This window comes from Microbacter sp. GSS18 (assembly GCA_029319145.1).
Classification (GTDB): domain Bacteria; phylum Actinomycetota; class Actinomycetes; order Actinomycetales; family Microbacteriaceae; genus Microbacterium.
On record CP119753.1, the window covers coordinates 3,182,979 to 3,208,416 of the forward strand.

At 72.6% G+C, this 25,438-nt stretch carries 25 protein-coding genes; 13 read left to right on the top strand and 12 right to left on the bottom strand.

Features of this window, described 5'->3' with window-relative positions; translation table 11 throughout:
• The first annotated feature begins 46 nt into the window (after positions 1 to 46).
• From allB to P0L94_14730, 8 genes are all read left to right on the top strand, one after another.
• Positions 47 to 1,447, top strand: a complete 1,401-nt coding sequence (gene allB / locus P0L94_14695; GenBank protein WES63705.1) for an allantoinase AllB — start codon at positions 47 to 49, stop codon at positions 1,445 to 1,447.
• A 41-nt stretch (positions 1,448 to 1,488) separates the two neighbouring features.
• Positions 1,489 to 2,727, top strand: coding sequence for an acetamidase/formamidase family protein (locus P0L94_14700; protein WES63706.1), 1,239 nt, complete (start codon positions 1,489 to 1,491; stop codon positions 2,725 to 2,727).
• Positions 2,724 to 4,349 (top strand): DUF3225 domain-containing protein, encoded by a 1,626-nt coding sequence (locus P0L94_14705; GenBank protein WES63707.1) that lies wholly within the window; start codon positions 2,724 to 2,726, stop codon positions 4,347 to 4,349. The genes P0L94_14700 and P0L94_14705 overlap by 4 nt, the downstream gene beginning before the upstream one ends.
• On the top strand, positions 4,346 to 5,569 hold the full coding sequence (locus tag P0L94_14710; protein ID WES63708.1) for an alanine--glyoxylate aminotransferase family protein: 1,224 nt from the start codon (positions 4,346 to 4,348) through the stop codon (positions 5,567 to 5,569). The genes P0L94_14705 and P0L94_14710 overlap by 4 nt, the downstream gene beginning before the upstream one ends.
• A 1-nt stretch (position 5,570) precedes the next feature.
• The gene (locus P0L94_14715) at positions 5,571 to 6,911 is read left to right on the top strand and encodes a Zn-dependent hydrolase (GenBank protein WES63709.1); all 1,341 of its coding nucleotides are present in this window, start codon (positions 5,571 to 5,573) and stop codon (positions 6,909 to 6,911) included.
• A gap of 190 nt (positions 6,912 to 7,101) precedes the next feature.
• The gene (locus P0L94_14720) at positions 7,102 to 7,614 is read left to right on the top strand and encodes a nitroreductase/quinone reductase family protein (GenBank protein WES63710.1); all 513 of its coding nucleotides are present in this window, start codon (positions 7,102 to 7,104) and stop codon (positions 7,612 to 7,614) included.
• A complete protein-coding gene (locus P0L94_14725) occupies positions 7,611 to 8,126 on the top strand; it encodes a zinc-binding dehydrogenase (protein WES66330.1) in 516 nt (171 codons plus the stop codon). The genes P0L94_14720 and P0L94_14725 overlap by 4 nt, the downstream gene beginning before the upstream one ends.
• A 117-nt stretch (positions 8,127 to 8,243) precedes the next feature.
• Positions 8,244 to 8,735, top strand: a complete 492-nt coding sequence (locus P0L94_14730) for a hypothetical protein (GenBank protein ID WES63711.1) — start codon at positions 8,244 to 8,246, stop codon at positions 8,733 to 8,735.
• Between the two features lie 7 nt (positions 8,736 to 8,742).
• On the opposite strand, the gene P0L94_14735 is transcribed toward P0L94_14730, so the two are convergent.
• The 9 genes from P0L94_14735 to P0L94_14775 all read right to left on the bottom strand — a co-directional run bounded on the left by P0L94_14735 (position 8,743) and on the right by P0L94_14775 (position 19,533).
• Complete coding sequence (locus P0L94_14735) at positions 8,743 to 9,627, bottom strand: hypothetical protein (GenBank protein ID WES63712.1); 885 nt, start codon at positions 9,625 to 9,627, stop codon at positions 8,743 to 8,745.
• A 76-nt stretch (positions 9,628 to 9,703) separates the two neighbouring features.
• On the bottom strand, positions 9,704 to 10,615 hold the full coding sequence (locus tag P0L94_14740) for an ABC transporter permease subunit (GenBank protein WES63713.1): 912 nt from the start codon (positions 10,613 to 10,615) through the stop codon (positions 9,704 to 9,706).
• Positions 10,612 to 11,421, bottom strand: a complete 810-nt coding sequence (locus P0L94_14745; GenBank protein WES63714.1) for an ABC transporter permease subunit — start codon at positions 11,419 to 11,421, stop codon at positions 10,612 to 10,614. The genes P0L94_14740 and P0L94_14745 overlap by 4 nt, the downstream gene beginning before the upstream one ends.
• A gap of 2 nt (positions 11,422 to 11,423) precedes the next feature.
• Complete coding sequence (locus P0L94_14750; protein WES63715.1) at positions 11,424 to 12,284, bottom strand: ABC transporter ATP-binding protein; 861 nt, start codon at positions 12,282 to 12,284, stop codon at positions 11,424 to 11,426.
• Positions 12,285 to 12,298: 14 nt separating this feature from the next.
• Entirely contained in the window at positions 12,299 to 13,402 is a 1,104-nt protein-coding gene (locus tag P0L94_14755; GenBank protein WES63716.1) for an ABC transporter substrate-binding protein, read from the bottom strand.
• A 129-nt stretch (positions 13,403 to 13,531) separates the two neighbouring features.
• On the bottom strand, positions 13,532 to 16,177 hold the full coding sequence (locus P0L94_14760) for a molybdopterin-dependent oxidoreductase (protein WES63717.1): 2,646 nt from the start codon (positions 16,175 to 16,177) through the stop codon (positions 13,532 to 13,534).
• Positions 16,174 to 16,998, bottom strand: coding sequence for an FAD binding domain-containing protein (locus P0L94_14765; GenBank protein ID WES63718.1), 825 nt, complete (start codon positions 16,996 to 16,998; stop codon positions 16,174 to 16,176). The genes P0L94_14760 and P0L94_14765 overlap by 4 nt, the downstream gene beginning before the upstream one ends.
• Position 16,999: 1 nt before the next feature.
• Positions 17,000 to 18,358: an 8-oxoguanine deaminase gene (locus P0L94_14770; protein WES63719.1), complete on the bottom strand. Its 1,359-nt coding sequence runs from the start codon at positions 18,356 to 18,358 to the stop codon at positions 17,000 to 17,002.
• Positions 18,355 to 19,533, bottom strand: coding sequence for an XdhC family protein (locus P0L94_14775; GenBank protein ID WES63720.1), 1,179 nt, complete (start codon positions 19,531 to 19,533; stop codon positions 18,355 to 18,357). Before P0L94_14775 ends, P0L94_14770 begins: the two co-directional genes overlap by 4 nt.
• A 44-nt stretch (positions 19,534 to 19,577) precedes the next feature.
• Here P0L94_14775 and P0L94_14780 point away from each other — a divergent pair, with 44 nt between their 5' ends.
• Positions 19,578 to 20,198, top strand: coding sequence for a nucleotidyltransferase family protein (locus P0L94_14780; protein ID WES63721.1), 621 nt, complete (start codon positions 19,578 to 19,580; stop codon positions 20,196 to 20,198).
• 9 nt (positions 20,199 to 20,207) lie between these two features.
• On the opposite strand, the gene P0L94_14785 is transcribed toward P0L94_14780, so the two are convergent.
• Entirely contained in the window at positions 20,208 to 20,693 is a 486-nt protein-coding gene (locus tag P0L94_14785; protein WES63722.1) for a TetR family transcriptional regulator C-terminal domain-containing protein, read from the bottom strand.
• Between P0L94_14785 and P0L94_14790 the strand changes: the two genes are divergently transcribed.
• The 4 genes from P0L94_14790 to P0L94_14805 all read left to right on the top strand — a co-directional run bounded on the left by P0L94_14790 (position 20,635) and on the right by P0L94_14805 (position 23,743).
• Positions 20,635 to 20,907 carry a hypothetical protein gene (locus P0L94_14790; GenBank protein ID WES63723.1) on the top strand — a complete coding sequence of 91 codons (273 nt, stop codon included), beginning with the start codon at positions 20,635 to 20,637 and terminating at the stop codon, positions 20,905 to 20,907. The two genes, P0L94_14785 and P0L94_14790, sit on opposite strands and share 59 nt — an antisense overlap.
• A gap of 255 nt (positions 20,908 to 21,162) precedes the next feature.
• Positions 21,163 to 22,719: a DUF222 domain-containing protein gene (locus P0L94_14795; protein ID WES63724.1), complete on the top strand. Its 1,557-nt coding sequence runs from the start codon at positions 21,163 to 21,165 to the stop codon at positions 22,717 to 22,719.
• A 179-nt stretch (positions 22,720 to 22,898) separates the two neighbouring features.
• Complete coding sequence (locus P0L94_14800) at positions 22,899 to 23,126, top strand: hypothetical protein (protein ID WES63725.1); 228 nt, start codon at positions 22,899 to 22,901, stop codon at positions 23,124 to 23,126.
• A gap of 164 nt (positions 23,127 to 23,290) precedes the next feature.
• The gene (locus P0L94_14805) at positions 23,291 to 23,743 is read left to right on the top strand and encodes a GNAT family N-acetyltransferase (GenBank protein WES63726.1); all 453 of its coding nucleotides are present in this window, start codon (positions 23,291 to 23,293) and stop codon (positions 23,741 to 23,743) included.
• A 34-nt stretch (positions 23,744 to 23,777) separates the two neighbouring features.
• Here P0L94_14805 and P0L94_14810 read toward each other — a convergent pair whose 3' ends face one another.
• Complete coding sequence (locus P0L94_14810) at positions 23,778 to 24,419, bottom strand: class I SAM-dependent methyltransferase (GenBank protein WES63727.1); 642 nt, start codon at positions 24,417 to 24,419, stop codon at positions 23,778 to 23,780.
• Positions 24,420 to 24,498: 79 nt separating this feature from the next.
• Positions 24,499 to 25,431 carry a 2-hydroxyacid dehydrogenase gene (locus P0L94_14815; protein ID WES63728.1) on the bottom strand — a complete coding sequence of 311 codons (933 nt, stop codon included), beginning with the start codon at positions 25,429 to 25,431 and terminating at the stop codon, positions 24,499 to 24,501.
• Between the last annotated feature and the right edge of the window lie 7 nt (positions 25,432 to 25,438).

Sequence of the window (25,438 nt, forward strand, 5' to 3'; positions counted from 1 at the left end):
GACACGGATGCGGGACCATGACAGCACCGAGGACGAAGGAGCACCAGTGACGCCTCAGCGCACCGCACCCGGACGAACCGTCATCCGCGCCCAGCGGACGTGGCTGGACGGAGGCTTCCGCCCGGCCGCCGTCGTGGTCGACGACGGAGTCATCGCCGCCGTCGAGCCCGTCGGCTCCCGCATCCCGCGCTACGACCGGGCCATGATCGTGCCCGACGACGCCGTGCTGCTGCCGGGCCTGGTCGACTCGCACGTGCACGTCAACGAGCCGGGTCGCACCGAGTGGGAGGGCTTCCGCTCGGCGACCCTCGCCGCCGCGGCGGGAGGCGTCACGACGATCGTCGACATGCCGCTGAACTCGATCCCGCCGACGACCACCGTCGAGGCGCTCGAGATCAAGAAGGCTGCGGCAGCGGCATCCGCCTACGTCGACGTCGGCTTCTGGGGCGGCGCCGTGCCCGAGAACCTCGGCCGTCTCGCACCCCTCCACGATGCCGGCGTGTACGGCTTCAAGTGCTTCCTCGCGCCGTCGGGGGTCGACGAGTTCGGGCACCTCGGACCCGAGCAGCTCGACGCCGCGCTCGAGGAGATCGCGGCGATCGGCTCGCGCCTGATCGTGCACGCCGAGGACCCGAACCTGCTGCACGAGGCCGGCCCCCTCGGGCGCACCTACGAGGCGTTCCTGCGCTCGCGGCCGCCCGCGAGCGAGGCCTCCGCGATTCAGTCCGTCATCGACGGTGCGCAGCGCACCGGCGCGCGCGCCCACATCCTGCACCTGAGCGACGCGACGTCGCTGCCGGCGATCCGCGCGGCGAAGGCCGCCGGCGTGAAGCTCACGGTCGAGACGTGCCCGCACTACCTCACGATCGCCGCCGAGGAGATCCCCGACGGCGCCAGCGAGTTCAAGTGCTGCCCGCCGATCCGCGACGACGCCAACCGCGACCTGCTGTGGGAGGGCATCCTCGACGGCACCATCGACGCGATCGTCAGCGACCACTCGCCCTCGACCGTCGACCTCAAGCGCTCGGGCGGCGGGGACTTCGGCCTCGCGTGGGGCGGCATCGCCGGGCTCCAGGTGGGGCTGTCGGCGGTGTGGACCGAGGCTCACTCGCGCGGCATCCCGTTCGAGGCGCTCGTGCCGCTGTTCACCACCGGCCCGGCATCGGTCGCCGGTCTGACCGATGTCGGCGTCATCGAGCCCGGCGCCCCCGCGCACCTGGCCGTCTTCGGCCTCGACGACCCGTACCCGATCGACGCGCGCGAGCTGCTGCACAAGAACCCGATCACCGCCTACGACCACCGGACGCTGCACGGCAAGGTGCGGCGCACGTGGCTGCACGGCGCCGGCGTCTTCAACGTCACCGAGGGCGGGGCCGGCGAGGCGCCATGGTTCCGCGGGGCACCGGGCGGGCGTCTGCTGTCGGCCCTGGCGGAGCCGGTCGCGTGACCGTCCCGGCGGCGGCGCGCGAGATGGGCTTGGATGGTGCCATGCACGCCACGACGCCGATCCTGCAGCCGGGCGAGGGCGAACGGCCCGGCGACCACTATCTGCCCGCGACGCCCGCGACCGTGATGTGGGGGCGCCTGCCCTGCGCCGACGACGCGGCGGTGCTGCGCATCGCCCCGGGTGAGACCGTCACGATCGACACCGTCAGCCACGAGGGGATCCTCGAGGATCAGGGCAAGGACCCGCTGGCGTACTTCACGGGGCACGGGGTCGCCGCCGACGCGGTGCTGGCCGATGCGGTCGAGATCGCGGCGACGCTCTCGCGCGACCCGCAGAACGACGGCCCGCACGTCGTGACCGGCCCGATCCACGTCGAGGGCGCCATGCCGGGCGATCTGCTCAAGATCACGGTCGGGACCCTCGCGCCGCGCGTGCCGTACGGTGTCATCTCGAACCGGCACGGCAAGGGCGCCCTCGTGGGCGAGCTGCCGCGCGGCGAGGGCAACGTCAGCGTGTTCTGCCCTGTCGAGGAGCGGGACGGGCGCCTGGTCGGAACGCTCCCGGTGATCGAGGGCGGACCGCGCGTCGTGCAGTTCCCGCTCGCGCCGTTCCTCGGCACGATGGGCCTGGCCGTGGCGGGCGGCGACCGCCCGCACTCGGTGCCCCCCGGTTCGCACGGCGGCAACATCGACATCAACCTCCTCACCGAGGGCGCGGTGCTCTACCTGCCGGTGCAGGTCGCGGGCGCGCTCGCCTACGTCGGCGATCCGCACTTCGCACAGGGCGACGGCGAGGTCGCGCTGACGGCGCTCGAGGCCTCGCTGCGCGCGACGCTGCGGTTCGAGGTCGTGCCGCGCGAGGCGGCGCTCGCCGCGTTCGGCGACGTGCTCGGACCGCTCGTGCGCACGTCCGATTATCTGGTGCCGACGGGGCTCGACCGCGACCTGAACGAGGCGATGCGCAAGGCCGTGCGCGCCGCGATCGCGCTCATCCGGGCCCGCTGGGGTCTGGACGAGCACCTCGCCTACGCGTACCTGAGCGCGGCGACCGACTTCGACATCTCGCAGGTGGTCGACATCGTGTGCGGCGTCCACGCCCGCATCCGCGAGGCCGACTTCGACGGCGTCGCGCCCGGCGGCCCCGCGGAGACACGAGATCGCGCCGAGACAGGAGATCTCGCGGATGCCGGTGATGCGGCATCCGATCCTCCTGTCGCGGCGATTCCTCCTGCTCCCGGGATGCCGCCGGCCACCGGCACGATCGGGCAGGTGCGCGCATGACCGCCGTCCGAGGCGCCGAGACCGTTCCGGCCGACCTGTACGCGGCGTTCACGGCCTACGAGGCCGCGATCGTCGCCAACGACCTCGACCACCTGGACGCCGCCTTCGCGCCCGGACCCGAGACGATGCGCGGCGACGCCGCGGGCCTGCTCGTGGGCCACGAGGCGATCTCGGCGTTCCGCGGAACGCGCGGGGGCGTGCCCAAGCGCGTCATCGAGCGCGTCGAGTACCGCGAGCTCGGACCGGATGCCGCTCTGCTCGTGTCGATCTCGCGCTACGCCACCGGCGGCACCGGGCTGCAGACGCAGCTGTGGGAGCGCCGCGAGGCCGGTTGGCTCATCACCGCCGCGCACGTGACCCCGCGTGCGCAGGCGCTGGACCGCTCGATCTGGCGCACGGTCGGCGACCCGCTGTTCCAGGGCGCGTGGGAGGGTCCGCTCGAGGGCCTGACGGTGGCCGTCAAGGACCTGTTCGCGATCAAGGGCTACCGCATCGGCGCGGGCAACCCGACGTTCCTCGACAGCGTGAAGGCCGAGACGTACACGTCGCCGGCCGTCAGCGACCTGATGCGCGGCGGCGCGTCGCTGCGGGGCATCGCCCGCACCGACGAGTTCGCGTACTCGATCGCCGGCGACAACGCCCACTACGGCACGCCCCCCAACGGCGCCCTGCCCGGCGCCCTGCCCGGCGGATCGTCCAGCGGTCCCGCGACGGCCGTCGCCACCGGTCAGGCCGAGATCGGCCTCGCGACCGACACCGCCGGCTCGGTGCGCGTGCCCGCGTCTTACCAGGGCCTGTGGGGTCTGCGGACCACGCACGACCTCGTGCCCCGCCAGGGCATGCTGCCGCTCGCACAGTCCTTCGACACGATCGGGTGGCTCACGCGCGACGGCGAGACGCTGCAGCGCGTCGCGGACTGGTGCCTCAGCTACGACGGATCGGACTCGACCGAGTCGGTGTACGGCGAGTCCGGACACGACCTGCCGTGGCGGTTCCTCGTTCCCGACGAGGTCCTCGACGCGGTCGAGCCCGAGACCCGCGCCGCGTTCGAGGCGATGCTGGCGGCCCTCGCCGAGCATCCGTCCGGCCCCGAGATCGGCACCGTCTCGATCGGCGCCCTCGACGACTGGTTCCTGCCCTTCCGCACCGTCCAGGGCGCCGAGGCGTGGCGCAACAACGGACCGTGGCTGCGCGAGCACCCCGGTGCGGTGGGTCCCGCCGTCGCCGAGCGGTTCCGGGCCGCAGCGGCCGTGACGTCCGCGGACGAGACCGCGGCCCGCGAGGCGCTCGCCCCGCTCGCGGAGCGGCTGCACGAGATCGTCGGCGACGCCCAGCTGCTGCTGCCGACCGTGCCGGGCCCCGCGCCCATGCGCACGAGCGGCGGCGAGAAGGTCGACCGCGTCCGCATGGCGACGCTGCGCATGACCACGCCCGCCGCCGTCGCCGGCATCCCCGCGCTGTCGGTCCCGCTGCTGACGGTCCCGTCGCAGCTCGGACCCGCCCCTGTCGGGGTCTGCGCGGTCTCGCGCGCAGGCACCGACATCGCCCTCGTCCGCCTCGGCCGCCGCCTCGCGCGTGTGCTGTCCGAGGCGGCATCCGCTCCAGAAGGAACACCCGCATGACCCTGCCCGGACCCATCGATCCCCCCGCTCGCCTCCTCATGGGGCCGGGCCCCATCAGCGCCTACCCCAGCGTGCTGACCGCCATGTCGGCGCCGCTCGTGGGTCAGTACGACCCCTTCATGACGGCGACCATGGCCGAGACGCAGGAGCTGTACCGCGGTGTGTGGTCGACGACGAACGACGCGACCCTGCTCATCGACGGCACGAGCCGTGCCGGCATCGAGGCGGCGATCGTGTCGCTCGTACGCCCCGGTGATCGCGTGCTGGTGCCGGTGTTCGGACGGTTCGGGCACCTGCTCGCCGAGATCGCGGAGCGCGCGATGGCCGAGGTCCACACGATCGAGGTGGAGTGGGGGCAGGTGTTCCCCGTGTCCGTGATCGAAGAGGCGATCGTGCGGGTCAAGCCGCACCTGCTCGGTCTCGTGCAGGGCGACACGTCGACGACCATGAATCAGCCGCTCGACGAGGTGGGCGCGCTGTGCGCTGAGCATGGGGTGCTCTTCTACTCCGACGCCACCGCGTCGCTGGGCGGCAACGCCTTCGAGGCGGATGCGTGGGGGCTGGATGCCGCGACCGCGGGCCTGCAGAAGTGCCTGGGCGGCCCGAGCGGCTCGGCGCCCATCACGCTGTCGGAGCGCGCCGTCGAGGTCGTGCAGTCGCGCAAGAAGATCGAGGCCGGCATCCGGGAGCCCGGCGATCCCGACGCGCCCGATTTCGTCCGCTCGAACTACTTCGACCTGGGCATGATCCTCGACTACTGGGGCCCGCGGCGCCTGAACCACCACACCGAGGCGACGTCGATGCTCTACGGCGCCCGGGAGTGCGCGCGTGTGCTGCTCGAGGAGGGGCGCGACGCCGTCGTCGCCCGCCACCGTCTCGCGGGCGAGGCGATGCTCGCCGGCGTCCGGGGCCTGGGCCTGGTCGTCTTCGGCGACGTCGCCCACAAGATGAACAACGTCGTCGCGGTCGAGATCCCCGAGGGCGTTCCGGGCGACGTCGCGCGCGGCGAGATGCTCACCGACTTCGGCATCGAGATCGGCACGTCGTTCGGCCCGCTCCACGGCCGGGTGTGGCGCATCGGCACGATGGGCTACAACGCTCGAAAGGACGCCGTGCTCACCACGCTCGCCGCGCTCGAGGCGGTGCTGCGCCGTCACGGCCACGCCGTGCCGACCGGCGGCGGGGTGGAGGCCGCGGCCGACGTGTACCGGAGCGCGTGACGTGACCGCGACACTGCTCCGCGTGGACCGGGACGTCGTCGCGGGCGCGGCGCGGCGCGTGATGGCGCGGTGCGACGAGCTCGCGCGGGTCTCGGCCATGTCGGGCGGCATCGAACGCGTCTACCTGTCACCCGAGCACGCGCGCGTGAACCGCCTCGCCGCCGAGTGGATGCGCGAGCTGGGCATGACGACGCGGCAGGACGCCGCGGGCAACCAGCTGGGGCGTCTGCGTGTGAATCCGGCGCCGTCCGGACGGTCGCCGGGTGAACCCGCCGTGCGGGACGAAGCGCGGGCACTGCTGATGGGATCGCACCTCGACACCGTCCCCGACGCCGGACGCTACGACGGCATCGTCGGCGTGCTGATGGCGCTCGAAGTGGTGCGGATGCTGCGCGTGCCCACCGCCGACGGCTCCGGGTTCCGGTCGCCGCTGCCGTTCGCGCTCGAGGTCATCGCATTCTCCGACGAGGAGGGCACGAGGTTCGGCAAGGCGCTGCTGGGGTCCTCGGCCGTCGCCGGCGAGTGGGACGCGGACTGGTGGGCGCTCTCCGACAAGGACGGCACGTCGCTGCGCGAGGCGTTCCTGGAGTTCGGCCTGGATCCGGGACGCGTCGGCGAGGCGGCACGGCGACCCGACGAGCTGGTCGGATACCTCGAGGCGCATATCGAGCAGGGGCCCGAGCTCGACGAGCGCGGGGAATCGCTCGCGGTGGTGTCGTCGATCGCGAGCGCGCGGCGTTTCCAGCTCGTCGTCGAGGGTGAGGCGCGTCACGCGGGCGGCACGCCCTACGATCGGCGGCGCGATGCTCTGCTCGGTGCGAGCGAGGCCGCGCTCGCCGTGGAGCGAATATGCCGTTCCGAGCATCACATCATCGGCACCGTCGGCCAGCTCGAGGCGTATCCCGGCGCGGTGAACATCGTTCCCGGCGAGGCGCACCTGAGTCTCGACCTGCGCGGCGAGTTCGACGGGGAGCGCGACCGCGTGTGGCAGCGCATCGAGCACGATCTCGACGAGATCATGGGCCGCCGCGGACTGCGCTGGCGCGCGCACGAGATCCACAGCGCCCCGGCGGTGTTCTGCGCGCCGCTGCTGCAGGACGCCGTCAGCCTCGGCATCCGCTCGACGACGCCGGAGACCGCCGACGACCCCGCGGTCATCTTCAGCCGCGCCGGCCACGACGGCATGGCGATCGGGGCCGTGACGGATGTCGGCATGCTGTTCCTCCGCAACCCCGACGGCATCAGCCACCACCCCGACGAGGCGGTCTCGGCCGGGGACGTCGCCCGCGGCATCCAGGCCCTCGCCGAGTCGGTGCTGCAGCTGGCGGCGGACCGGGGCTGAGCCGGCCCGACCCGGGCCCGCCGTCGCGATCGGCGGTGTCGAACGGCGATGGCACCATGACGGTGTGCGCACCGGTTCGGCGGCGAGTGAAGGGTTTCTGCGGCAGAGTCGGGATAACCCCCTGGCCGGGGGCGGGGATCGCGCATACGGTCGGGGTTGTCGTGACCCGATGTCAGCGGAAGGGTGGCCGATGGCCGAGGGGGGAAGCGCGGGGACGTTCTCGCGCCTGTACTGGATGAAGCGCCTCATCTACCGCGGCGACAGGCCGGGGCCGGTCGCGCGGGCGCTCAACGGCTTCTGGGCGCGGCAGTACCGGAAGGGCGGTGCTCTGGCGCGGGATCGGGACGTCACGCTCGAGGTGCGCGGCCGCTCGAGCGGCCGCCCGCTGCAGTTCCCCGTTGTGCTCGCCGACCACGAGGGTCACTGGTACCTCGTCTCGATGCTGGGGGAGCAGGCGAACTGGGTGCGCAACGTCCGCGCCGGTGACGGCCGTGCGATCATCCGGCACGACGGTGAGCACGACGTGACCCTCGCCGAGGTCGCCGTGGCGGAGCGTGCGCCGATCCTGCGGCGCTATCTCGATGTCGCCCCGGGGGCTCGTCCGCACCTGGCGGCCGAGCGCGGCGCACCGCCGGCCGCATTCGAGCGGATCGCGGCCGAGCACCCGGTGTTCCGGATCGACGGCCTTCCGCAGCCGGCCTGAGCTCAGCCGGACCGGGAGCGCTCTGCTGCTTCGCGCTGCGCGCTCGCGGTGTCGAGAACATCCTCGTCTCGGAGCCGAGCGAGGCTCGTCGCCTCGCGATCGCTTCGGTCGGCGCGACGAACATCGTCGATCCCGTGAACGAGGATCTGGCAGCCCGAGTCGCTGACACGACGAACGGCGACGGCGTCGACGTCGCCTTTGACGCCGCCGGCGTCGGCTCGGCCGTCGCGGGAGGGCTGGCGTCCCTGACGCCGGGCGGCACCGTGGTCGTCGTCGCGATCCACGAGCGGACGATGGATCTGCACCCGACGCAGCTGGTGCTCGGCGAGACGACCATCACCGGCGCGCTCGGCTACCTGCCCGAGGACTTCGACGCCGTCATCGACGCGATGTCGAAGGGCCTCTACGACGCGGGCGAGACCTGGGTGTCGGAGATCCCGGTGGACGAGGTGCCTCAGGCGATCGACGACCTGCGCTCGGGGCGGCTCATGAAGGTGCTCGTGCGTCACTGACCGCGCCCTGCGCGAACGGCCGGTCGGACCCCGTGTCCGGCCGGCCGGTCTGCGTCGAGTGCGGGATCGCCCGAGCCGATGACGCCGGCAGGCGTCGAGCGGACGAGAATGGCGGATGTGCGAACCCGATACCCGCGTCGTCGCCGGTGGCCGATCGGAGCGTCCGCCGTCCTCGCGGCGGCGGCGCTCGCCGGCCTCGCGGGGTGCTCCGAGGACGGCGGCGCCGGTGACCGGGGACTGCCGACGCTGACGCACGACGTCGTCCAGAGCGTGCTCGCGGCCAGCGGCGCCGACGTCGTCGACCTCTCGGGAACACTCGTCGTCGAGCCGAACGGATGCCTCACGTGGCGCACGATCGACGCCGAGACCCGGACGGCGAACGGCGCCTGGATCATCTGGCCCGAGGCGGTGAAGCTCGACGCCGACGTCGTCCTGCTGCCCTCCGGGCGCCACGCCGGCCAGGGATCGCGCCTGGACGTCACCGGCGCCTACCTCACGCTGCGCCAGCTGCCCGGCGGACAGGACGCGACGTCGTTCCTGGGTGAGTACGGCCGCGTGTGCGGAGCCGATGATCGCGGGGTGCTGCTGATCGTCGACGCCGAGGCGTGACGCGACGTCAGTCGGACCCGACCCCGCCGAACGTGCCGCTCGTGTACTCCTCGCCGTCCTCGCCCGGCGTCGACAGCACGAACGACACCGGGTAGCCGTCGATGTCGGCATCCGCCAGCCGCGGATCGCTCAAGCGCTCGGCGATGTCGGCCACGGCCTCGGGCGTGAGGCCCGAGACGTAGAGGGTCGGGTTGTGCGGCGGCTCCGTGGCTGCTTCGAGCAGGACGCTCGCCTCGGGGTGCGTCAGCGCGATGCGGATGACCTCGCGCACCGCCTCGTCGCTCATGCGCGCCGGGACGTGGACGATCGTGAGCCTTTCGTCGCCGGGGAGCAGCGTGTAGGTGCCGCCCTCGGCGAAGAGCGGCAGCTCGCGCACCGTCGTGAAGACCCACTCGATGTCGGATATGTCCAGCACCGTCACCGTGGGCCAGTCGCCGTCGAGGCTGATGCCGGTGGTGCCCGGGACAGCTGCGACCTCGAAGACCTTCTCGAGCAGTGCCGTGACCGGCGCGGCCTCCGCGGGGTAGACCTGGACCGACCACTTCGGGGGCGCCGTGACCTCGCCGTCGAGCTGGGCGGCTTCGGGGCCCTCGAGCTCGAGGGTCGCCGACGTCACGGAGGTCGTGGACGCCGCGACGGATCGGACGTCGGCGGCGAACTCGAGCACCTCTTCGTCGGTCGCGGCTCCCGCGATCTCGACCACGAGCGAGGACGGACCTTCCGAGCAGTCGACCACGAGCTCGATCGCGCACAGTTCCTCGACCGACGTCGGCTCGGCGGTCTCGACCGTCTCACCGCCGTCGGCGCATCCGGCCAGGCCCGCGGCGGCGACGCCCAGCAGGATCGCCGCGGCGATCGCGTTGGGCCGCGGTACCGGTCGTCCTGTGCGCACGAGTCACCTCCTGGTCCGTCGCCTCCCATCACGGTACCGTCCGCGCCGCGCGTGGAGACGCGGACGGCACCGTGCACTACTGCTGGGCGGTCGTCATCGCCATGCGGGCGAGCACGATGTTCTCGGCGATCTGCACCAGGTTGTAGAGCACCAGCGTGATGATCGTGATCAGCGCGATCGAGGTCCACAGCTGCGTGAACTGGGCCTGCGCGTTGAACTTCAGGATCGAGCCGCCGATGCCGGTTCCGGTCGAGAGCCATTCGGCGAGCAGCGCACCGGTCACGGCGCCGGGCACCGAGACGCGGGCGGCGGCGAAGACGCTCGGCAGGGCGCCGGGCATGTTGACCTTGCGCATCGTCATCAGCCGGTTGCCGCCGAAGACGTGCACGACGTCGAGACTCTGCTGGCTGGCGCGGTTCAGTCCGAACAGCACGTTCGCGAGCGCCGGGAACAGCACGACGATCGTGCCGATCACCGCGACGGATGCCGTCGTCCCGCGACCCGTGATGAGGATGATCACCGGCGCGATGGCGACGAGCGGGATCGTGCGCAGCAGCAGCACGAGCGGCATGACGCCGGCCTCGACCGAGCGCGACAGGCTGAACAGCACGGCCAGCACGATCGCGACGATCATGCCCACCACGAAGCCCAGCGCCGAGTCGGCGAGCGTCTGCGCGAGCAGGGGCGCCATCTGGGCGCGGTTCGCGGCGGCGTCCTCGTCGGTGAACAGGAACTGCCACACGTCGACCGGGCCTTTCGCGACGAACGGCGAGATGCCGGTCAGGCTCACGACCGCCTGCCACAGCAGCAGCAGCACGATGAGGGTGATCGCGGCGTTGCCGAGCGACCGCAGCAGGGCCTTCGTCATGGCGCGGCGCCGCTGGGCGCGCAGCCGCGCCTGCGCCGCGCGCGCGGCCTGCGGCTCGTCGATCGGAGATGTGACCGGGTTCGCCACGGTGACGGGGCGGTTCATCTGGCTCTGGCTCATCGTGCTGCGCTCCCTGCGACCCACGGGGTGACGAGTCGGATCAGCAGTCCCACCAGCCCGTACGCGACGAGGGCGAACACCGCGGTGAGCAGGAACACCGACCACACGCCGGCCGAATCCAGCTGACCCTGAAGGCGGACGAGCGTCGGACCGACGCCCGCGGTGATGGCGCCGAGGTACTCGCCGAGGACGGCGCCGAGGAAGGCCGTCGGCACGGCGATCTGCAGCGCGTTGAGGATGGCCGGAAGCGCCGCGATGAGCCGCACCTTGTACAGCTGCGTCCACGCGCCGCCGCCGTAGACGCGCACGACGTCGAGCGAGGCCTTGTCGGCCGACTTGAAGCCGAGGATCGCTCCGACGACGGTCGTGAACACGCACACGAGGGCCGCGAGGAAGATGGCGGTCGCCGACGGCTCGCCGGGATTCTTGGCACCGCCGAGCACGACGACCGAGATGCCGCCGACCGCGACGATCGGCAGGCAGTAGGTGACGACGGCGATCTGGGTGATGAGATTCTCGGTCTTCGGGAAGATCAGGACGAACGCCGCGAGCACGAGCGCGATGCCGTTGCCCCACACGTACCCGATCGCCGCGGCCGTGATGGTGGGTTGGAACACGTTCCACGCGCCGGCGATGTTGCCGTCGACGAACAGCCACTGGAACACGGCCCAGGGAGAGGGGACCGGCGTGTAGTCGGTCCCCTCGCCGGGCTGGAACACGACGAGCGAGAAGATCCACCAGAGCAGGATCAGCGAGACACCGCCGATGACGCCTGCGAGCCACCGCGGGACGGAGCGGGCCCGCACGATCAGTCCTCCGCCTCGGAGCGCCCGTCCGTTCCGAACAGCAGTTCGCTGGCCTGATCGACGTACGCGTGGAACTCCGGCGTCCGCATCATGTCGGGCGTGCGGGGCCGGGGGAGGTCGATGTCGATGATCTCCTTGATGCGGCCCGGTCGCGGCGACATGACCGCGACGCGGTCGGCGAGGAAGATCGCCTCGCTGATGCCGTGGGTGACCAGCAGGGTCGTCGCCGGCTTCTCGGTCCAGATGCGCAGGAGCTCGAGGTTGAGGTTCTGGCGGGTCATGTCGTCGAGCGCACCGAACGGCTCGTCGAGCAGCAGCACCGAGGGCTTGAGCACGAGGGCGCGGGCGATCGACGCACGCTGGCGCATGCCGCCCGACAGCTGGGAGGGCTTGGCGTTGGCGAAGTCGTGCAGGCCCACCAGGTCGATGAGCTCCTGCACGTAGTCCTTGTCGACCTTGCGGCCGGCGACCTCGAAGGGCAGCTCGATGTTCTTGCGGATGCTGCGCCACGGGAGCAGGGCGTGATCCTGGAAGGCGATGCCCAGCTCGCTGTTCGCGCGCATCTGGTCGGGCGTCTCGCCGTCGACGAGCGCTTCGCCCGTCGTCGGGTGCTCGAGCGCCGCGAGGATCCGCAGGATCGTGGACTTGCCGCAGCCCGATGGGCCGAGCAGGGCCAGGAAGGACCCCTTGTCGGTGTGCAGGTCGGTGTCCTGCAGTGCCGTCAGGCTCTTGCCGCCGCGCAGCGGGAAGGTCTTGCTGAGGCCGGAGATCTGGATGCCCGTACCACCGGTCGGCGCCGGCGACGAGGTCTCCCCCGTCGCCGGCGCCGTGGTGGCGGCATCCGTGCTGTGGATGTCGGTCATGATGTGCGAGCCGATCAGCCCAGGTAGTCGACCAGGTCCGGGTTCTCGGCGTAGATCTCGTCGATGATCGTCGTGTCGAACAGGTCATCCGCCGTCAGGTCCCAGCCCGAGGCGGCCAGCGACGCGAGCGTCTGAGCCTTCAGGTCGTCCGAGATGGTGAACAGGCCGTTCGCCTCGGTCTCCTCGGTCGAGATCAGCAGCTTCTCGGCCTCGACCGCGGCGGCGGTCTTGTCGGGGTCGAGGTCGCCGAACGTCAGGTCGCCGGCGGCGGCGGACTCGTTGTAGTACTCGATGACGAGGTCGACGGTGTCGTCGGTCGTCTCGGTGAAGACGTCCGACCAGCCCTTGATCTCGGCGATGAGGAACGCCTTGATCAGCTCGGGGTTCTCCGCCAGGTACTGGTCGGTGACCGTGTACGTCTCGGCGACGTAGGGCAGGCCGTTGTCGGCGTAGGCGAGGTTGGTGACCTCGTAGCCCGACATCTCGACCGTGATCGACTCGTTGGTCAGGTACGCCATGAAGCCGTCGACCTCGCCGTTCATGAGCGGGGTCGGGTCGAAGTCGACCGGCACGACCTCGACATCGGCGGCGTCGATGCCGTTGGCGGCGAGCAGGGCCGCGAACACCGAGGCGTTGGAGTCCTGAACGCCGATGCGCTTGCCGATGAGGTCCTCGGGCGTGGCGATGTCGCCGCCGTCGGCGAGCGACAGGATCGTGAAGGGGTTCTTCTGGAACGTCGCGCCGATGATCTTCAGCGGGGCGTCCTGCTCCGCGACAGCGGCGCCGACCGACGCTGCGTCGCTGAGGGCGAACTGCACCGTGCCGGACAGCAGCTTGGCGACACCCGTGTCGGGGCCGGCGATGCCGACCACGTTCTCGAAGCCGGCCTCGTCGTAGTAGCCGTTCTCGTACGCGTAGAACTCGCCGGCGAACTCCTCGTTCTTGATCCACGAGTACTGGATGCTGACCTCGCCGTACGAGGCGGCCTCAGCCTCGGTGTCGGTCGAGGACCCCGAGTCGCTGCTGGCGCAGCCGGCGAGGACGAGTGCGGATGCGGCGAACGCCGCGGCGACGAGCCCGACGCGGGCCCGTCCCTTCAGGTTGCTGTGAATGGCCATCGGGTCTGGCTCCCCCTAGGAAGGACGGAATGTGATCGGCAAGACCCTAGTGGTGTTACGTTTCAGCCCCGAGGTCGGCGTGTTTCGGAGATATGACGCCGGTCGGATGCCGCGGACGACGGCGTCCGCTCAGTCCTCGTCGAGGCCCTGCGCGACACGCCACACGCGCTCGCGCGTGAAGGGCTGGTGGAACGGGCGCCGCCCCAGGGCGCGCGCGATGGCGTTGCCGACGGCGGGCGCCACCGGGTTGTACGGCGACTCGCTCATCGACTTGGCGCCGAACGGACCGATGTCGTCATGGGTGTCGGCGAAGAAGACCTCGGTGTCGGGGATGTCCGCCGACTGCGGCACGCGGTAGAGGCGGAACGCCGGGTTCGAGACGGCGCCGTCCTCGTCGAGGAGGACCTCCTCGTAGAGCGCACCGCCGAGCGCCTGCGCGGCACCGCCCTCGACCTGGCCGCGGCACTGCGCGGGGTTCATGACGAAGCCGGCGTCGGCCGACTGCACGGACTGCAGCACCCGGACGCTGCCGGTCTCGGGGTCGACGGCCACACGCACCGCGTGGACGTTGAAGGACGGTGTGCGCTCGGCGGCGTCGGCGCTCCCGTGGGCGATGAACGGCCCGGCGTCCGGCTCGGCCGCGAGGTGATCCCGCAGCGCCGCGCAGGCGCGCCCCACGGCCTTCCCGGCCACGACGACGCCGGCCGAGGCGAAGGCCCCGGTGTCGTGGCCGATCAGGTCGGTGTCGCTGTGCCGCAGCACGATCCGGTCCGGCGGCGCACCGAGGACGGTCGCGGCGACCTGGCGCAGCACGGTGCTCGTGCCGTTGCCGAACTCGGCGGTGCCGGCGGCGATCTCGTAGACGCCGTCGGGGCGCAGTGTCGCCGTGGCGTCGGCGAAGTGCCCGCCGGGAGCGGCGCCGGCGATCAGCGAGATCGCCATGCCCTCGCCGGTGAGCCACCCGTCGGGGGCGTCGACGCCGTTGCCCCGGCGCAGCGCGTCCTGCGCGAGGTCGAGGCACTGGTCGAGGCCGTAGCTGCCCCACACCAGGTCCGCCTCGGGCTCGTCGTGCACGGTCAGCAGGGGTTCGCCGTCGCGGACCGCGTTGAGGCGGCGGAGCTCGAACGGATCCATGCCGAGGCGCTCGGCGAGCATGTCGAGCGCCGACTCGATCCCGAGGATCACCTGTCCGAGGCCGTAGCCGCGGAACGCGCCCGAGGGCACCGTGTTGGTGTAGACCACCTCGGCGTCGACGTGCGTGACGGGGCACCGGTAGACGTTGATGGACTCCGACACGCTGTGGAAGAGCACGCCGATCCCGTGGTTGCCGTACGCCCCGGTGTTGCTGAGCACGTCGACCTTCATCGCGGTGAGCACGCCGTCCGCGGTGGCGCCGAGCGAGACGCCGACGCGATACGGATGCCGCACGGCGGTGCGGCGGAACTCGTCGCTGCGGGTCAGCTCGTACGCCACGGGGCGGCCGGTGCGCAGCACGGCAAGCGCCAAGAGGTCCTCCGCGAAGATCTCCTGCTTGCCGCCGAAGCCGCCGCCGATGCGCGCCGTGTGCACGCGGATGCGGTCGGCGGGCAGGTCGAAGATGCGGGCGAGCTCGTCGCGGGTGAGGAACGGAACCTGGGTGCTCGCGCGGATCACGAGGCGGTCGTCGTCGTCGAGCCATCCCAGCGCGCCGTGCGTCTCGAGCTGGGCGTGCGATGCACGGCCGGTGCGCCACGTTCCGCTCACGCTCACGTCGCTGGCGGCCAGCGCCTCGTCGACGTCGCCGCCGCGACCGGCGTGCATGCTGGCGACGACGTTGCGACCGGCCTCGGCCACGCGGTCCCCGGCCGTGCGATCGGGGTGCACGAGCGGGGCGCCGGGCTGCCGCGCCTGCTCGGGGTCGAACACCGCCGGCAGGACCTCGTACGTCACGTCGAGGAGCGCGAGCGCGGCGTCGGCCGCCTCGGCGGTCTCGGCGACCACCGCGGCGACCCGCTGGCCGACGAAGCGGACGACGTCGTCGAGCACGCGCGTGTCGTCCGGATCATCGGTGCGATGCTCGTGCCGCGCCGTCGAGAAGCGCGTCGCGGGGGCGTCGCGATGCGTGAGCACGGCGACGACACCCGGCAGGGCCTCGGCGGCGGCGGTGTCGATCCCGGTGATGCGGGCGTGCGCGTGGGGTGAGCCGAGCACGCGCAGCACGAGGGCGTCGCTCGTGCGCTCGGTGTCGAAGGTGAAGGGCTCGAGCCCCTGCACGATGCGCCGCGCGGGTTCGGGCGAGACGGACCGCCCGACGCCGGCGTCGGGCGCGTCCGAAGGCGGACGGGGGCCCGTCTGCCGGACCTCTCCCAGGACGGACTCGCGGATCGCCTCGCGGATGGGCCGGTAGCCGGTGCACCGGCACAGGCTCCCCTTGAGGCGGCGGTCCAGATCGTCGAGGTCGGCGCCGTCGAACGTCGACGCGGTCACGCTCATGCCGGGCGTGCAGAAGCCGCACTGGAATCCGAAGCCGTCGACGAGCGCCTGCTGCACCGGGTGCAGCTCGTCGCCCCGGGCCAGGCCCGCAGCCGTCGTGACCTGTGCGCCCTCGGCGCGCATGGCCGGGATGATGCACGAGTGCACCGGCTCGCCGTCCAGGATCACCGCGCACGCGCCGCAGTCGCCCGCGTCGCAGCCCTTCTTGACCTCGGTGTGGCCGTGCTCGCGCAGGAGCGTCCGCAGGCACTGGCCCGGGCGCGGGTCGGCGTCGAGCGGGGCGCCGTTGACGTCGAGTCTCATGCGGTCAGCTCCTGCCGGATGCGCTCCGCGAGCACGACGCTCACGCCGCGCCGCCAGTCCGCGGCGCCGAGCGAGTCGGTGTAGTAGCCGGATGCCGACCGGACGGCCTCGGCGAGGTCGGCGGCGTCGGGCAGCGCGGTGAAGCGCAGGACCGCGGGTCGATCGACGGCGGCGGTGACGGCGAACACGGCCGAGCCGTCCTCGTCCGCGCGACCGGTCACCACGGCCCCCGACCGGCCGAGCTCGGCCAGCGCGATCTTGCGCAGCCGCGCTCGGGACCGCAGAGCGGATGCCGGGACGTCGATCGCCCGGAGGACTTCACCTGCCGCGAGGGCGTTCTCGCCGGCACCGGTGATGAATTCCGAAACGGGCATATGGGTGACGCCGCCGAACGGCGTCCAGATCTCGGCCCGGGCGTCGAGCGCGACGGCGAAGGAGGCCAGCGCCGCGGCGGGGAACGCGCGGCAGATGTTCCCGCCGACCGTCGCGGTGTTCCAGATCTTGAACGACGCCAGCAGCGCGTCGGCGGCATCCGGGATCATTCCGGTGGCGTGCCAGTCCGCGGGCACGGGCTCGGCCCCGCGTCCCTCGGCCCACGCGCGCAGCGTTGCGATCGTGCAGGTCGCGCCGATGCGCAGGCCGTCGGCGGTGACCTCGAGATCGGGCCAGCCGAGCGTGGTCAGGTCGACGAACCCGGTGGTCTCGGGCTGTGGCTCGCTCATGAGCCACGTTCCCCCGGCCATGAAGACCTCGCCGGGGGCGAGCGCCAGGTCGTCTCGAGTGCGGGCTCGCCGGAACCCGGTGATGCTCGTGATGTCCATGTCAGAGCCTCTCGGCCAGTTCGCGCGAGGCCGCGGCGACGCCGCGGGCGAGGAGGTCCTCCTCCGCAGTGACGAGCGTCGCGTCCTCGACGACCGGCGCGCCGCCGACGAACAGGCGCTTGAGCGGCGGAAGGGCGCCGAGTCCGAGGGCTGCGACGGGGTCGAGGATGCCGGCGTGCTCGACGCCGTCGACCCGCCAGACGGCGATGTCGGCGAGCTTCCCCGGCTCGAGCGAGCCGATCTCGTCCTGCCGGCCGAGCACGCGGGCGCCGCCCATCGTGCCCATGCGCAGCCCGTCGCGCACGCTCATGGAGTCCGACCCGGTGCGCAGGCGGTTCATCAGGACCGCCTCGCGCACCTCGACGCCCAGCTGCCCGGACTCGTTGGAGGCTGCGCCGTCGACGCCGAGGCCGACCGGGACGCCCGCGTTCAGCAGGTCCCGCACGGGGGCGATCCCGGCGGCCAGCCGCGCGTTGGACGACGGGCAGTGCGCGACCCCCGTGCCGGTGGCGGCGTATCGCCGGATCGCCGGGTCGTCGAGGTGCACGCCGTGCGCCATCCACACGTCGTCGCCCAGCCACCCGAGATCCTCGAGGTACTGCGTCGGCGTCTTGCCGAAGTGCTCCTGGCAGTACGAGTCCTCCTCGACGGTCTCGGACGCGTGGGTGTGGAGACGGACATCGAGGCTGCGGGCGAGCAGGGCGGCCTCTCGGAGCAGGTCGGCGGTGACCGAGAACGGCGAGCACGGCGCGATCGCGACGCGCACCATCGCCTCGCGGGATCGGTCGTGGTATCGCTCGACCGCCTCCTGCGACGCCGCGAGGGCGGCATCCGTCGTCTCGACCGCGAAGTCCGGCGGCAGCCCGCCCTGCGACGCGCCGAGGTCCATCGAGCCGCGCGTGGCGTGCAGGCGGACGCCGACCTGTGAGGCCGATTCCACCAGGGCGCCGACGATGTCGCCGGAGCCCTGCGGGAAGATGTAGTGGTGGTCGCCGACCGTCGTGCAGCCCGACCGCGCGAGCACGGCCATGGCTCCCGCGGCGCCGGCGCCGGTGAGGCCCGCGTCGATGCGCGACCACAGCGGGTAGAGGCTCGTGAGCCAGTCGAACAGGATGGCGTCCTGCGCGTGGCCGCGCGTGAGCCACTGGTACAGGTGGTGGTGCGTGTTGACCAGACCCGGAGTGACGAGGCATCCGGTCGCGTCGATGATCTCTGCGCCGTCCCGCACGGCCGCCGGCGCGGCTCCGGACCCCACGGCGACGATGTCCCCGTCCTCGATGACGACGTGGCCGGCGGCGTGCTCGGTGCCGGCGGCGTCGACGGTGGCGACGTAGCCGTTCTCGATGATGGTGCGGGTCATTCGGGGGCTCCTGCGCGGCGGCGGTGGGGCGCCGGTGCGGCGCACGAGACGGATGCGGCGGGGATGCCGGCCGCGAGGGCTGCCGGGTCTTCGTCCGCGGTGGCGGGCGCTCCGTCGCGCCGGTGGAGGGGGCCGGTGCGCTCGCGCAGCGGCAGACCGGTGCCGCCGTGGCGTGAGGACACGATCTCGGCGAGGACCGACAGGGCGGTCTCGTCGGGGCTGGAGCCGGCCAGATCCAAGCCGAGCGGCGAGTGCAGGCGGGCGAGGTCGACGTCGTCGACGCCGGCGGACCGCAGCAGCTCGGAGCGGTGCGCGACGGTGCGGCGCGCGCCCATCGCCCCGACGAAGCCCACCGGCATCGACAGGGCCTGCCGCAGCGCGGGGATGTCCAGACGCTCGTCGTGGGTGAGGACGCAGACCGCGGTGCGGGCGTCGAGCTCGTCGTCCGCCAGGGTCGCGAGATGCTCGTGCGGCATACCCACGACGAGACGGTCGGCCTCCGGGAACCGCTCGCGGGTGACCAGCGCGTCCCACGCGTCGCACACGGTCACGGCGAACCCGGCGGCCGCCCCCACGCGGCACAGGGCGGCGGCGTGCTCGCCCGCACCCAGGATGATCAGGCGTGGCCGCGGCGCGTGGGAGATCACGAGCACGTCGGCGCCGTCGTGCGCGGCGGGCAGCGCGATGCTCTCACGCAGCGCGAGTGCGCGGTCGAGGTCGGCGCGACCGGGAGCGTCCATGCCGGCGCGAAGCGCGGCGGGGTCGAGCGCCGCTCCGGCGCGTGGGCCCGTGGCGACCAGCGCGAGCACGGCCGGCCGATCGGCGGCGGCGTCTTCGAGCGCCCGCATCACCAGCGGATCGCCCGCATCGAGGGCGCGGGCGAGCACGTCCACCTGCCCGCCGCATGCGAGCCCGGCGGCGTGGGCATCGGCGTCGGTGAACCCGAACCGCGCGGTGTGCCCGCCGCCCGTCGCGATCGCCCGGAGAGCGAGGGAGACGGCGTCGCTCTCGACGCATCCGCCCGAGATCGAGCCGATCACGGCGGCGTCGGACGTGACGGCCATGGCGGCGCCGGCTCCGCGCGGGGCGCTGCGCGCGACGTGCGTGACGATCACGGTGGCGACGGGTGTTCCCGCCCTCACCAGCGGCAGGAGATCACGCGCCAGTTCGAGCATGGAAATACGCTAGACCCGCTGTGTTTCGGGCGCACTACGCTGTCGTGACACGCACGCGGCGCCAGGTGCGCCGCGCCGAGGGCGGGGAAGCGGGGCGGTTCATGCGGGTGTGCGGTCTCGTGCTGGCCGCGGGCGCCGGGACCCGATTCGGCGGTCCCAAAGGCCTGGCGCGCATGCCGGACGGCGAGCCGTGGGTCGCGCGGGCGGTGCGGATGCTGCGCGACGGCGGCTGCGATGACGTGCTGGTCGCCGTGGGTGCGCGGGGCGATGACGTCGCCGCGCTCGTGCCCGGCGAGGCCGCGGTCGTCTCGGTGCCTGACTGGGCGGACGGGGTGTCGGCCGGCCTGCGGGCCGGGATCCTTGCGGCAGGGGCCTCACGCGCCGACCTGCTCGCGATCACGCCGGTCGACACGCCGGAGGCGCCGCCGGAGGCGCTGCGGCGGCTGCTGGCGGTCGCCGAGATCTCGGGGGGCGCCGATGCGCTCGTGCAGGCCGTGTACTCCGGACGTCCGGGTCATCCCGTGCTGATCGGGCGCGGGCACTGGCCCGATGTCGCCGGCGCGCTGCAGGGCGACCGCGGCGCCCGCCCATACCTCGCCGCCTACGGAGTGATCGAGGTGGAGGCATCCGACCTGTGGTCCGGGTCGGACGTCGACGAGCGCTGAGCCGGGTCCCTATCCCTCCGCGGCGGCGACTCCCTCCGCGGCGGCGACGTCGGCGTCCGGGTCGCGCAGGTACGGCCGGATCATGGCCACGAATCTGCCGATCGACTCGTGCCGGTCGACCGATCCCGGCACGAGCAGAGCCTGCGTCCGCAGCCCGTCGGCCAGGCCGACGAGCCACTGCGCGAGCGTGCGCGCGTCGACGTGCGCGCCGGCCGCCGCGGGGTCGATCAGCGGCTCGATGATCGCCGTGATGTCCTCGATCATGTTCTGGTAGCGGCGCGCGAACCACTCGTGAGCCGGGTGGTCGTCGCTGATGCTCTCGGCGGACAGGATCGCGAACAACTTGACCAGCTGGGGCTGGCGGTCGTTGGCCGCGAGGTTGCCCAGGTACTGCGTGAAGAAGTCGCCCGTCGCCGGGGTGAACCGGCCGCTCGTGATGGCCGTCGTCCCGCCCGAGCTGCGCGGCGCGGCCTTCGCGTTCTTCGTATCGGTCATCGAGTCTGTCGGGTTCGCGATCTACACGCTGGTCGCCGGGTTCCTCGCCGACGCCGACGGCCTGCAGTCGGTCATGCTGTGGCTCGTGTGCGGCGTCATGACGCTCAATGCGCTGTTCCTGACGCTGCTCTACCGGCCCCTCGCGAAGGACCGTCGCGCGCTGGAGGCCGAGATGGACCGCCGTCGCGACGAGATCCTCGCGCACGAGGCGTGACGATCGCGCGGTGACGATCACGCGGGGCGGCCGGGTTCGGATCCGGTCGCCCCGCGTGGTGTTCAGTGGTGCTCGGCGGCGTGGTGCTCGGTGCTCGGTGCTCGGTAGTGCTCGGTGCTCGGTAGTGCTCGGTGTGGCGTGGTGCTGGGCGCGGCGTGGTGCTCGGTGCCGCGTCGTGCTCGCAGCCCCGCCGGGCGTGCCAGCGGCCACCTTCTCCTCCACAGGAGCGCGTTTGTCACCTTCTCGACATGCCCTGTGGAAAACACCTCTGACCGGGTATTTCACCAGCCCGACAATGTCGGAGGCCCTCATCAGAATGGGGGCATGGAAGAGTTCATCGCCCGCGCCGAGCAGCTCGGCGCCGACCTCCTCGACATCGTCGAGCAGGTGGTCGGCTCCGAGCGTCTCGCGGGCGCGAGCGACGACGAGGCGATGCGCTTCGCCGCGGTCGCGGGTCAGATGGTGCGAGCCGCCGAAGCGCTCGCGATCGGGGGCGTCGACGCCCTCGACGAGCGGTCGAATCCGTACGCGGGCCACGACCGCCTGAGCACCCGCCTCGGCTGCCGGTCCGTGAACGAGCTCGTCCAGCGCTCGATGCTCGTCGCCTCGGGAACGGCCGCACGCATGATCGCCGTCGCGCGGGCCGTCCGGCGCGACATCTCGCCGTCGAGCGGAGAGCGGATGCCGGCCGAGTTCCCGGGCATGCGCGAAGCGCTGATCGACGGGGCCGTGGGTCTCGACGGGACCATCGCCGTGGTGAGGACGCTCGCCGGTGCCGCTCGCGTGGCGGGGCGCGAGGCACAACTGGCCGCCGATGAAGAGCTCGCCGCCTCGGCGCGGGGCTGCGGTGCCGATGACGCTCCGCCGGCGTCGCCCGACGACCTCCGTGCGCAGGCGACCGTCTGGGCGACGTATCTCGACCAGGACGGCTCCGAGCCCACGGAGGCGCGGTCGATGCGCAAGCGCGGCATCCGGCTCGGTGTCAAGCGCGACGGGCTCGTGCCCCTCAATGGCATGCTGCTACCCGAGACGGCCGCGCAGTTCCGCCTCATCTGCGACAGCATCGACAATCCCCGGGTCGACGCCTCCGAGCTCGATCGTGGACGCCCTGCCGACGGGAGCGGCGGTCCTCGCTTCCGCGCGGTCGAGGACGATCGCGGTCCGGATGCCCGCGACGACGCAGCCGGCGCAGGCGCCGAGACCGAGCGGTCCGATCTGCGCACCCGCGAGCAGCGCCACCACGACGCGCTGGCGGTCGCGCTCAGCATCGCCGCAGGGTCCGGTGCGCTGCCGCAGCTGGGCGGCGCGCCTCCCACGCTCGTGGTGTCGGTGCGCGAGGAAGACCTCGAGTCCGGGCGTGGCCGGGCGCACATTCCCGGTGAGGACACCCCCGTTCCGATCACCGTGGCCCGTCACACCGCCTGTGCGGGGCGGACGCAGCGGGTCGTGTTCGACGACGAGGGTCGCGTCGTGGCGATCGGCACACTCGATCGCGTCTTCAACCATCACCAGCGACGGGCGATCGCCGTCCGCGACGGCGGATGCCTCATCCCCGGCTGCGGCGTCCGTCCGCAGTGGTGTGAAGTGCACCACGTCGAGGAACACGCCGACGGCGGTCCGACGCACACCGACAACGGCGTTCTGCTGTGCTGGTTCCATCACCGGACCCTTGACGCCGGCGGCTGGCGGATCCGCATGAACGAGGGAGTCCCCGAGGTGCGCGGCCCGATGTGGTGGGATCCCGGACAGCGATGGCGACGCGCGACGACGTCGCCCACGCGCCTGCGAGATCGCATCGCGCGGGCGCCGTAGCCGGGTCCCGCATCCGTGGGCGGTGGGCCGCACGAGGACTCCGGCACGGACACGACGGCTGCGGCATGCGCACGGGGGACTGCGGCATGCGTCCCTGGGCTGCGGCATGCGCCCAGAGGCTCCGGCATGCGCCCAGAGGCTCCGGCATGCGCCCAGGAGCTCCGGCATACGATCGTGGAGTGCTCATCCTCGCGGCCGTCCTGCTCTTCGCCAACGCTCTGTTCAACGTCGTGGTGTGGCCGCGGTTCTACCCGCGCATCGCGAACGATCCTCGAGCCCGCGACGACGAGGGTCGGCGCACGCCGTTCTACACCGTCCACGTCGTGCTGATCACCCTCGCCCTCGTGCTCGCCGTGGTGTCCGCGATCGCGGGGGTCGTGGTGCTGCTGCCGGGTGGGGCGGGCTGACGATGCCCCCTGGCGGTGCGGGCGGCGTGGGCGATGGGGCCGGTCCTGTCCAGGGCGATGCCGCGGGCGGTCCGGCTCACGATCGGGCCGGCGGAGACCCCACCAGCGGCGACGCCGTCGCGAGCGTACACGTCCGACCGGCGCGCACCGAGGACGCGGCGGCGATGGCGCGCGTCCACGTCGAGACGTGGCGCGAGGCGTACCGCGGCCTCATGAGCGACGAGATCCTCGACGATCCGGGATTCGTCGAGCGACGCGAGCGCCTGTGGAGCACAGCCCTGGCCGACGAGTGGCCCGGCCGCAACCGCATCGCCGTCGCCGACTCCCTCGACGGCCTCGTCGGCATCGCGATGTCGGGACCGCCGATGGACGACGACACCGCGGCGACCCGCCAGCTGTACGTGCTTTACGTCTTCCGCGCGCACTATGGCTCCGGGGTCGGGCAGGTGCTGCTGGACGCCGTGACCGATGCGGGCGAGACGACGTGTCTGTGGGTCGCCGACCCCAACCCCCGCGCGCAGGAGTTCTACCGGCGCAACGGCTTCGCACCCGACGGCGTCGAGCGCATCGACGACGGCGTGCGCGAGATCCGGATGCTGCGCCCCTCTCGGTCGTAGCCGCCGCGCCGGAGCCGATGCGGTCGCCCGGGCGCTACGCGTGCGCGGCGGGAGCGCCGAGCACCGCGAGCACGATGTTCCCGCCGGCGGACTGCCGGTGCGTGCGCACGGTCAGCCCGGCGTCCGCGACGAGGGGCTCCAGCCCGCCTCGGCGCAGGTACGCCAGGGCGTTCGCCGCATGGCGCGGCCCGGCGATCATCTCGGCGATCGCCGTGACGACGCGGTTCCACCACCCGCGAGGGAACCGCAACCCGCCCGAGCCGAAGTCTGTCACGAGCACGCGGCCGTCAGCGGTGAGGGCGCGCGACGCATCGCGCAGCAGCGCGACGGCATCGGCACGCGGAATCGAATGCAGCACGAGCGAGATGACCACGAGATCCGCGCACGCGTCGGCGACCGGCAGCCCGGGCCCCTGCGACAGCCGCAGGTCGGCATCCGGGCCGAGACGCCGACGAGCGGCCGCGATCATCGCGGGCGACGTGTCGACCCCGATGGTCGTGCAGCCCGCGGCGGCGTACTCCGACAGCGCCGCGCCGGTGCCGCAGCCGACGTCGAGCACTGTCCACCCCGGTTCGGGCGGGCACACCCGATGCGCGATGCGCCGCAGCGGTGCGTTCATCGGCTCGACGAACCGGTCGTACATCCGCGACGTCAGGCTGTAGGCATCGTCTCCCATGGGATCGAACTCCTCGCCTTCCAGCGTGCCACGATCGGCGTCCGCGTGGGGGTCGGCCGCCGATCCCGGCCGGACGCACTCAGCTGCGGATCACCACGTTCACCGGCTCGTCTCCTGCCAGCATCCGCTCGATCTGACGGCGCACCAGGCGCGCGATCCGGGGTCGCATCGCCGACGTGGCGCCCCCCACGTGGGGGACGATGAGTGTGCCCGGCGCCGACCACAGCGGGTGATCCGCCGGCAGCGGCTCCGGGTCGGTGACGTCGAGAGCCGCCCGCACGCGTCCGCGCTGCAGGTGGTCGACGAGCGCATCGGTGTCGACGAGCGATCCGCGCCCGACGTTGACGATGAGCGCCCGGTCGGGGAGCGCGGTAAGGAACGCGTCGTCGACGATCCCGCGTGTCGACGCTCCGCCGGGCAGCGACGCGATCACGATCTCGGCCGACGGCAGCAGGTCCGCGAGCTCGTCGACGCCGTGCACCGGCATCCCGTCCTCGACACGCGCGCGCGATGCGACGGCCGTGATGTCGACCTCGAAGCCGGCCAGGCGCGCCGCGATCGCCTTGCCCACACCGCCGAAGCCCAGCAGCAGCACGCGCCGGTCGGCGAGGCTCTGCGTGAACTGCGCGGCCCAGCGGTGCTCGCCCTGAGCGCGGACGAAGTCGGGGAGGTGGCGTTGAGCGGCGAGCGTGAGCGCCACAGCGAGCTCGGCGGTCGAGGCCTCATGCACCGACGCGGCGTTCGCGAAGACGTGTGCCGGCGGCAGATGGTCGGCGATGCCCTCATAGCCGATCGACTGGCCCTGCACGAGCCGCGTGCGCACGTCCGCCAGTCGCGGCATGATGACCGACGCGCTCATGTACGGCGGCACGACGATGTCGATCTCGTTCCGGGGCGCGGGCGAGTCCATGTCCCAGCGGATGACCTCGACCCCCGGCGGCAGCGGCTGCAGATCGGCGGCGAGCTCCTCGCCGGGGACGGAGACGACGAGGGGACGGATGCCGGTGGTCACCCGCTCC

Excerpts from the sequence above, each read along its gene's own strand:
- P0L94_14765 (WES63718.1), bottom strand. The coding sequence starts at position 16,998 with ATGGACATCACGAGCATCACCGGGTTCCGGCGAGCCCGCACTCGAGAC.
- P0L94_14810 (WES63727.1), bottom strand. The coding sequence starts at position 24,419 with ATGGGAGACGATGCCTACAGCCTGACGTCGCGGATGTACGACCGGTTC.
- P0L94_14775 (WES63720.1), bottom strand. The coding sequence starts at position 19,533 with ATGCTCGAACTGGCGCGTGATCTCCTGCCGCTGGTGAGGGCGGGAACA.
- P0L94_14740 (WES63713.1), bottom strand. The coding sequence starts at position 10,615 with ATGAGCCAGAGCCAGATGAACCGCCCCGTCACCGTGGCGAACCCGGTC.
- P0L94_14750 (WES63715.1), bottom strand. The coding sequence starts at position 12,284 with ATGACCGACATCCACAGCACGGATGCCGCCACCACGGCGCCGGCGACG.
- P0L94_14790 (WES63723.1), top strand. The coding sequence starts at position 20,635 with ATGGCCGTCGTCCCGCCCGAGCTGCGCGGCGCGGCCTTCGCGTTCTTC.
- P0L94_14755 (WES63716.1), bottom strand. The coding sequence starts at position 13,402 with ATGGCCATTCACAGCAACCTGAAGGGACGGGCCCGCGTCGGGCTCGTC.
- P0L94_14770 (WES63719.1), bottom strand. The coding sequence starts at position 18,358 with ATGACCCGCACCATCATCGAGAACGGCTACGTCGCCACCGTCGACGCC.
- P0L94_14785 (WES63722.1), bottom strand. The coding sequence starts at position 20,693 with ATGACCGATACGAAGAACGCGAAGGCCGCGCCGCGCAGCTCGGGCGGG.
- P0L94_14805 (WES63726.1), top strand. The coding sequence starts at position 23,291 with ATGGCGCGCGTCCACGTCGAGACGTGGCGCGAGGCGTACCGCGGCCTC.
- P0L94_14720 (WES63710.1), top strand. The coding sequence starts at position 7,102 with ATGGCCGAGGGGGGAAGCGCGGGGACGTTCTCGCGCCTGTACTGGATG.
- P0L94_14760 (WES63717.1), bottom strand. The coding sequence starts at position 16,177 with ATGAGACTCGACGTCAACGGCGCCCCGCTCGACGCCGACCCGCGCCCG.
- P0L94_14700 (WES63706.1), top strand. The coding sequence starts at position 1,489 with ATGCACGCCACGACGCCGATCCTGCAGCCGGGCGAGGGCGAACGGCCC.
- P0L94_14710 (WES63708.1), top strand. The coding sequence starts at position 4,346 with ATGACCCTGCCCGGACCCATCGATCCCCCCGCTCGCCTCCTCATGGGG.
- P0L94_14705 (WES63707.1), top strand. The coding sequence starts at position 2,724 with ATGACCGCCGTCCGAGGCGCCGAGACCGTTCCGGCCGACCTGTACGCG.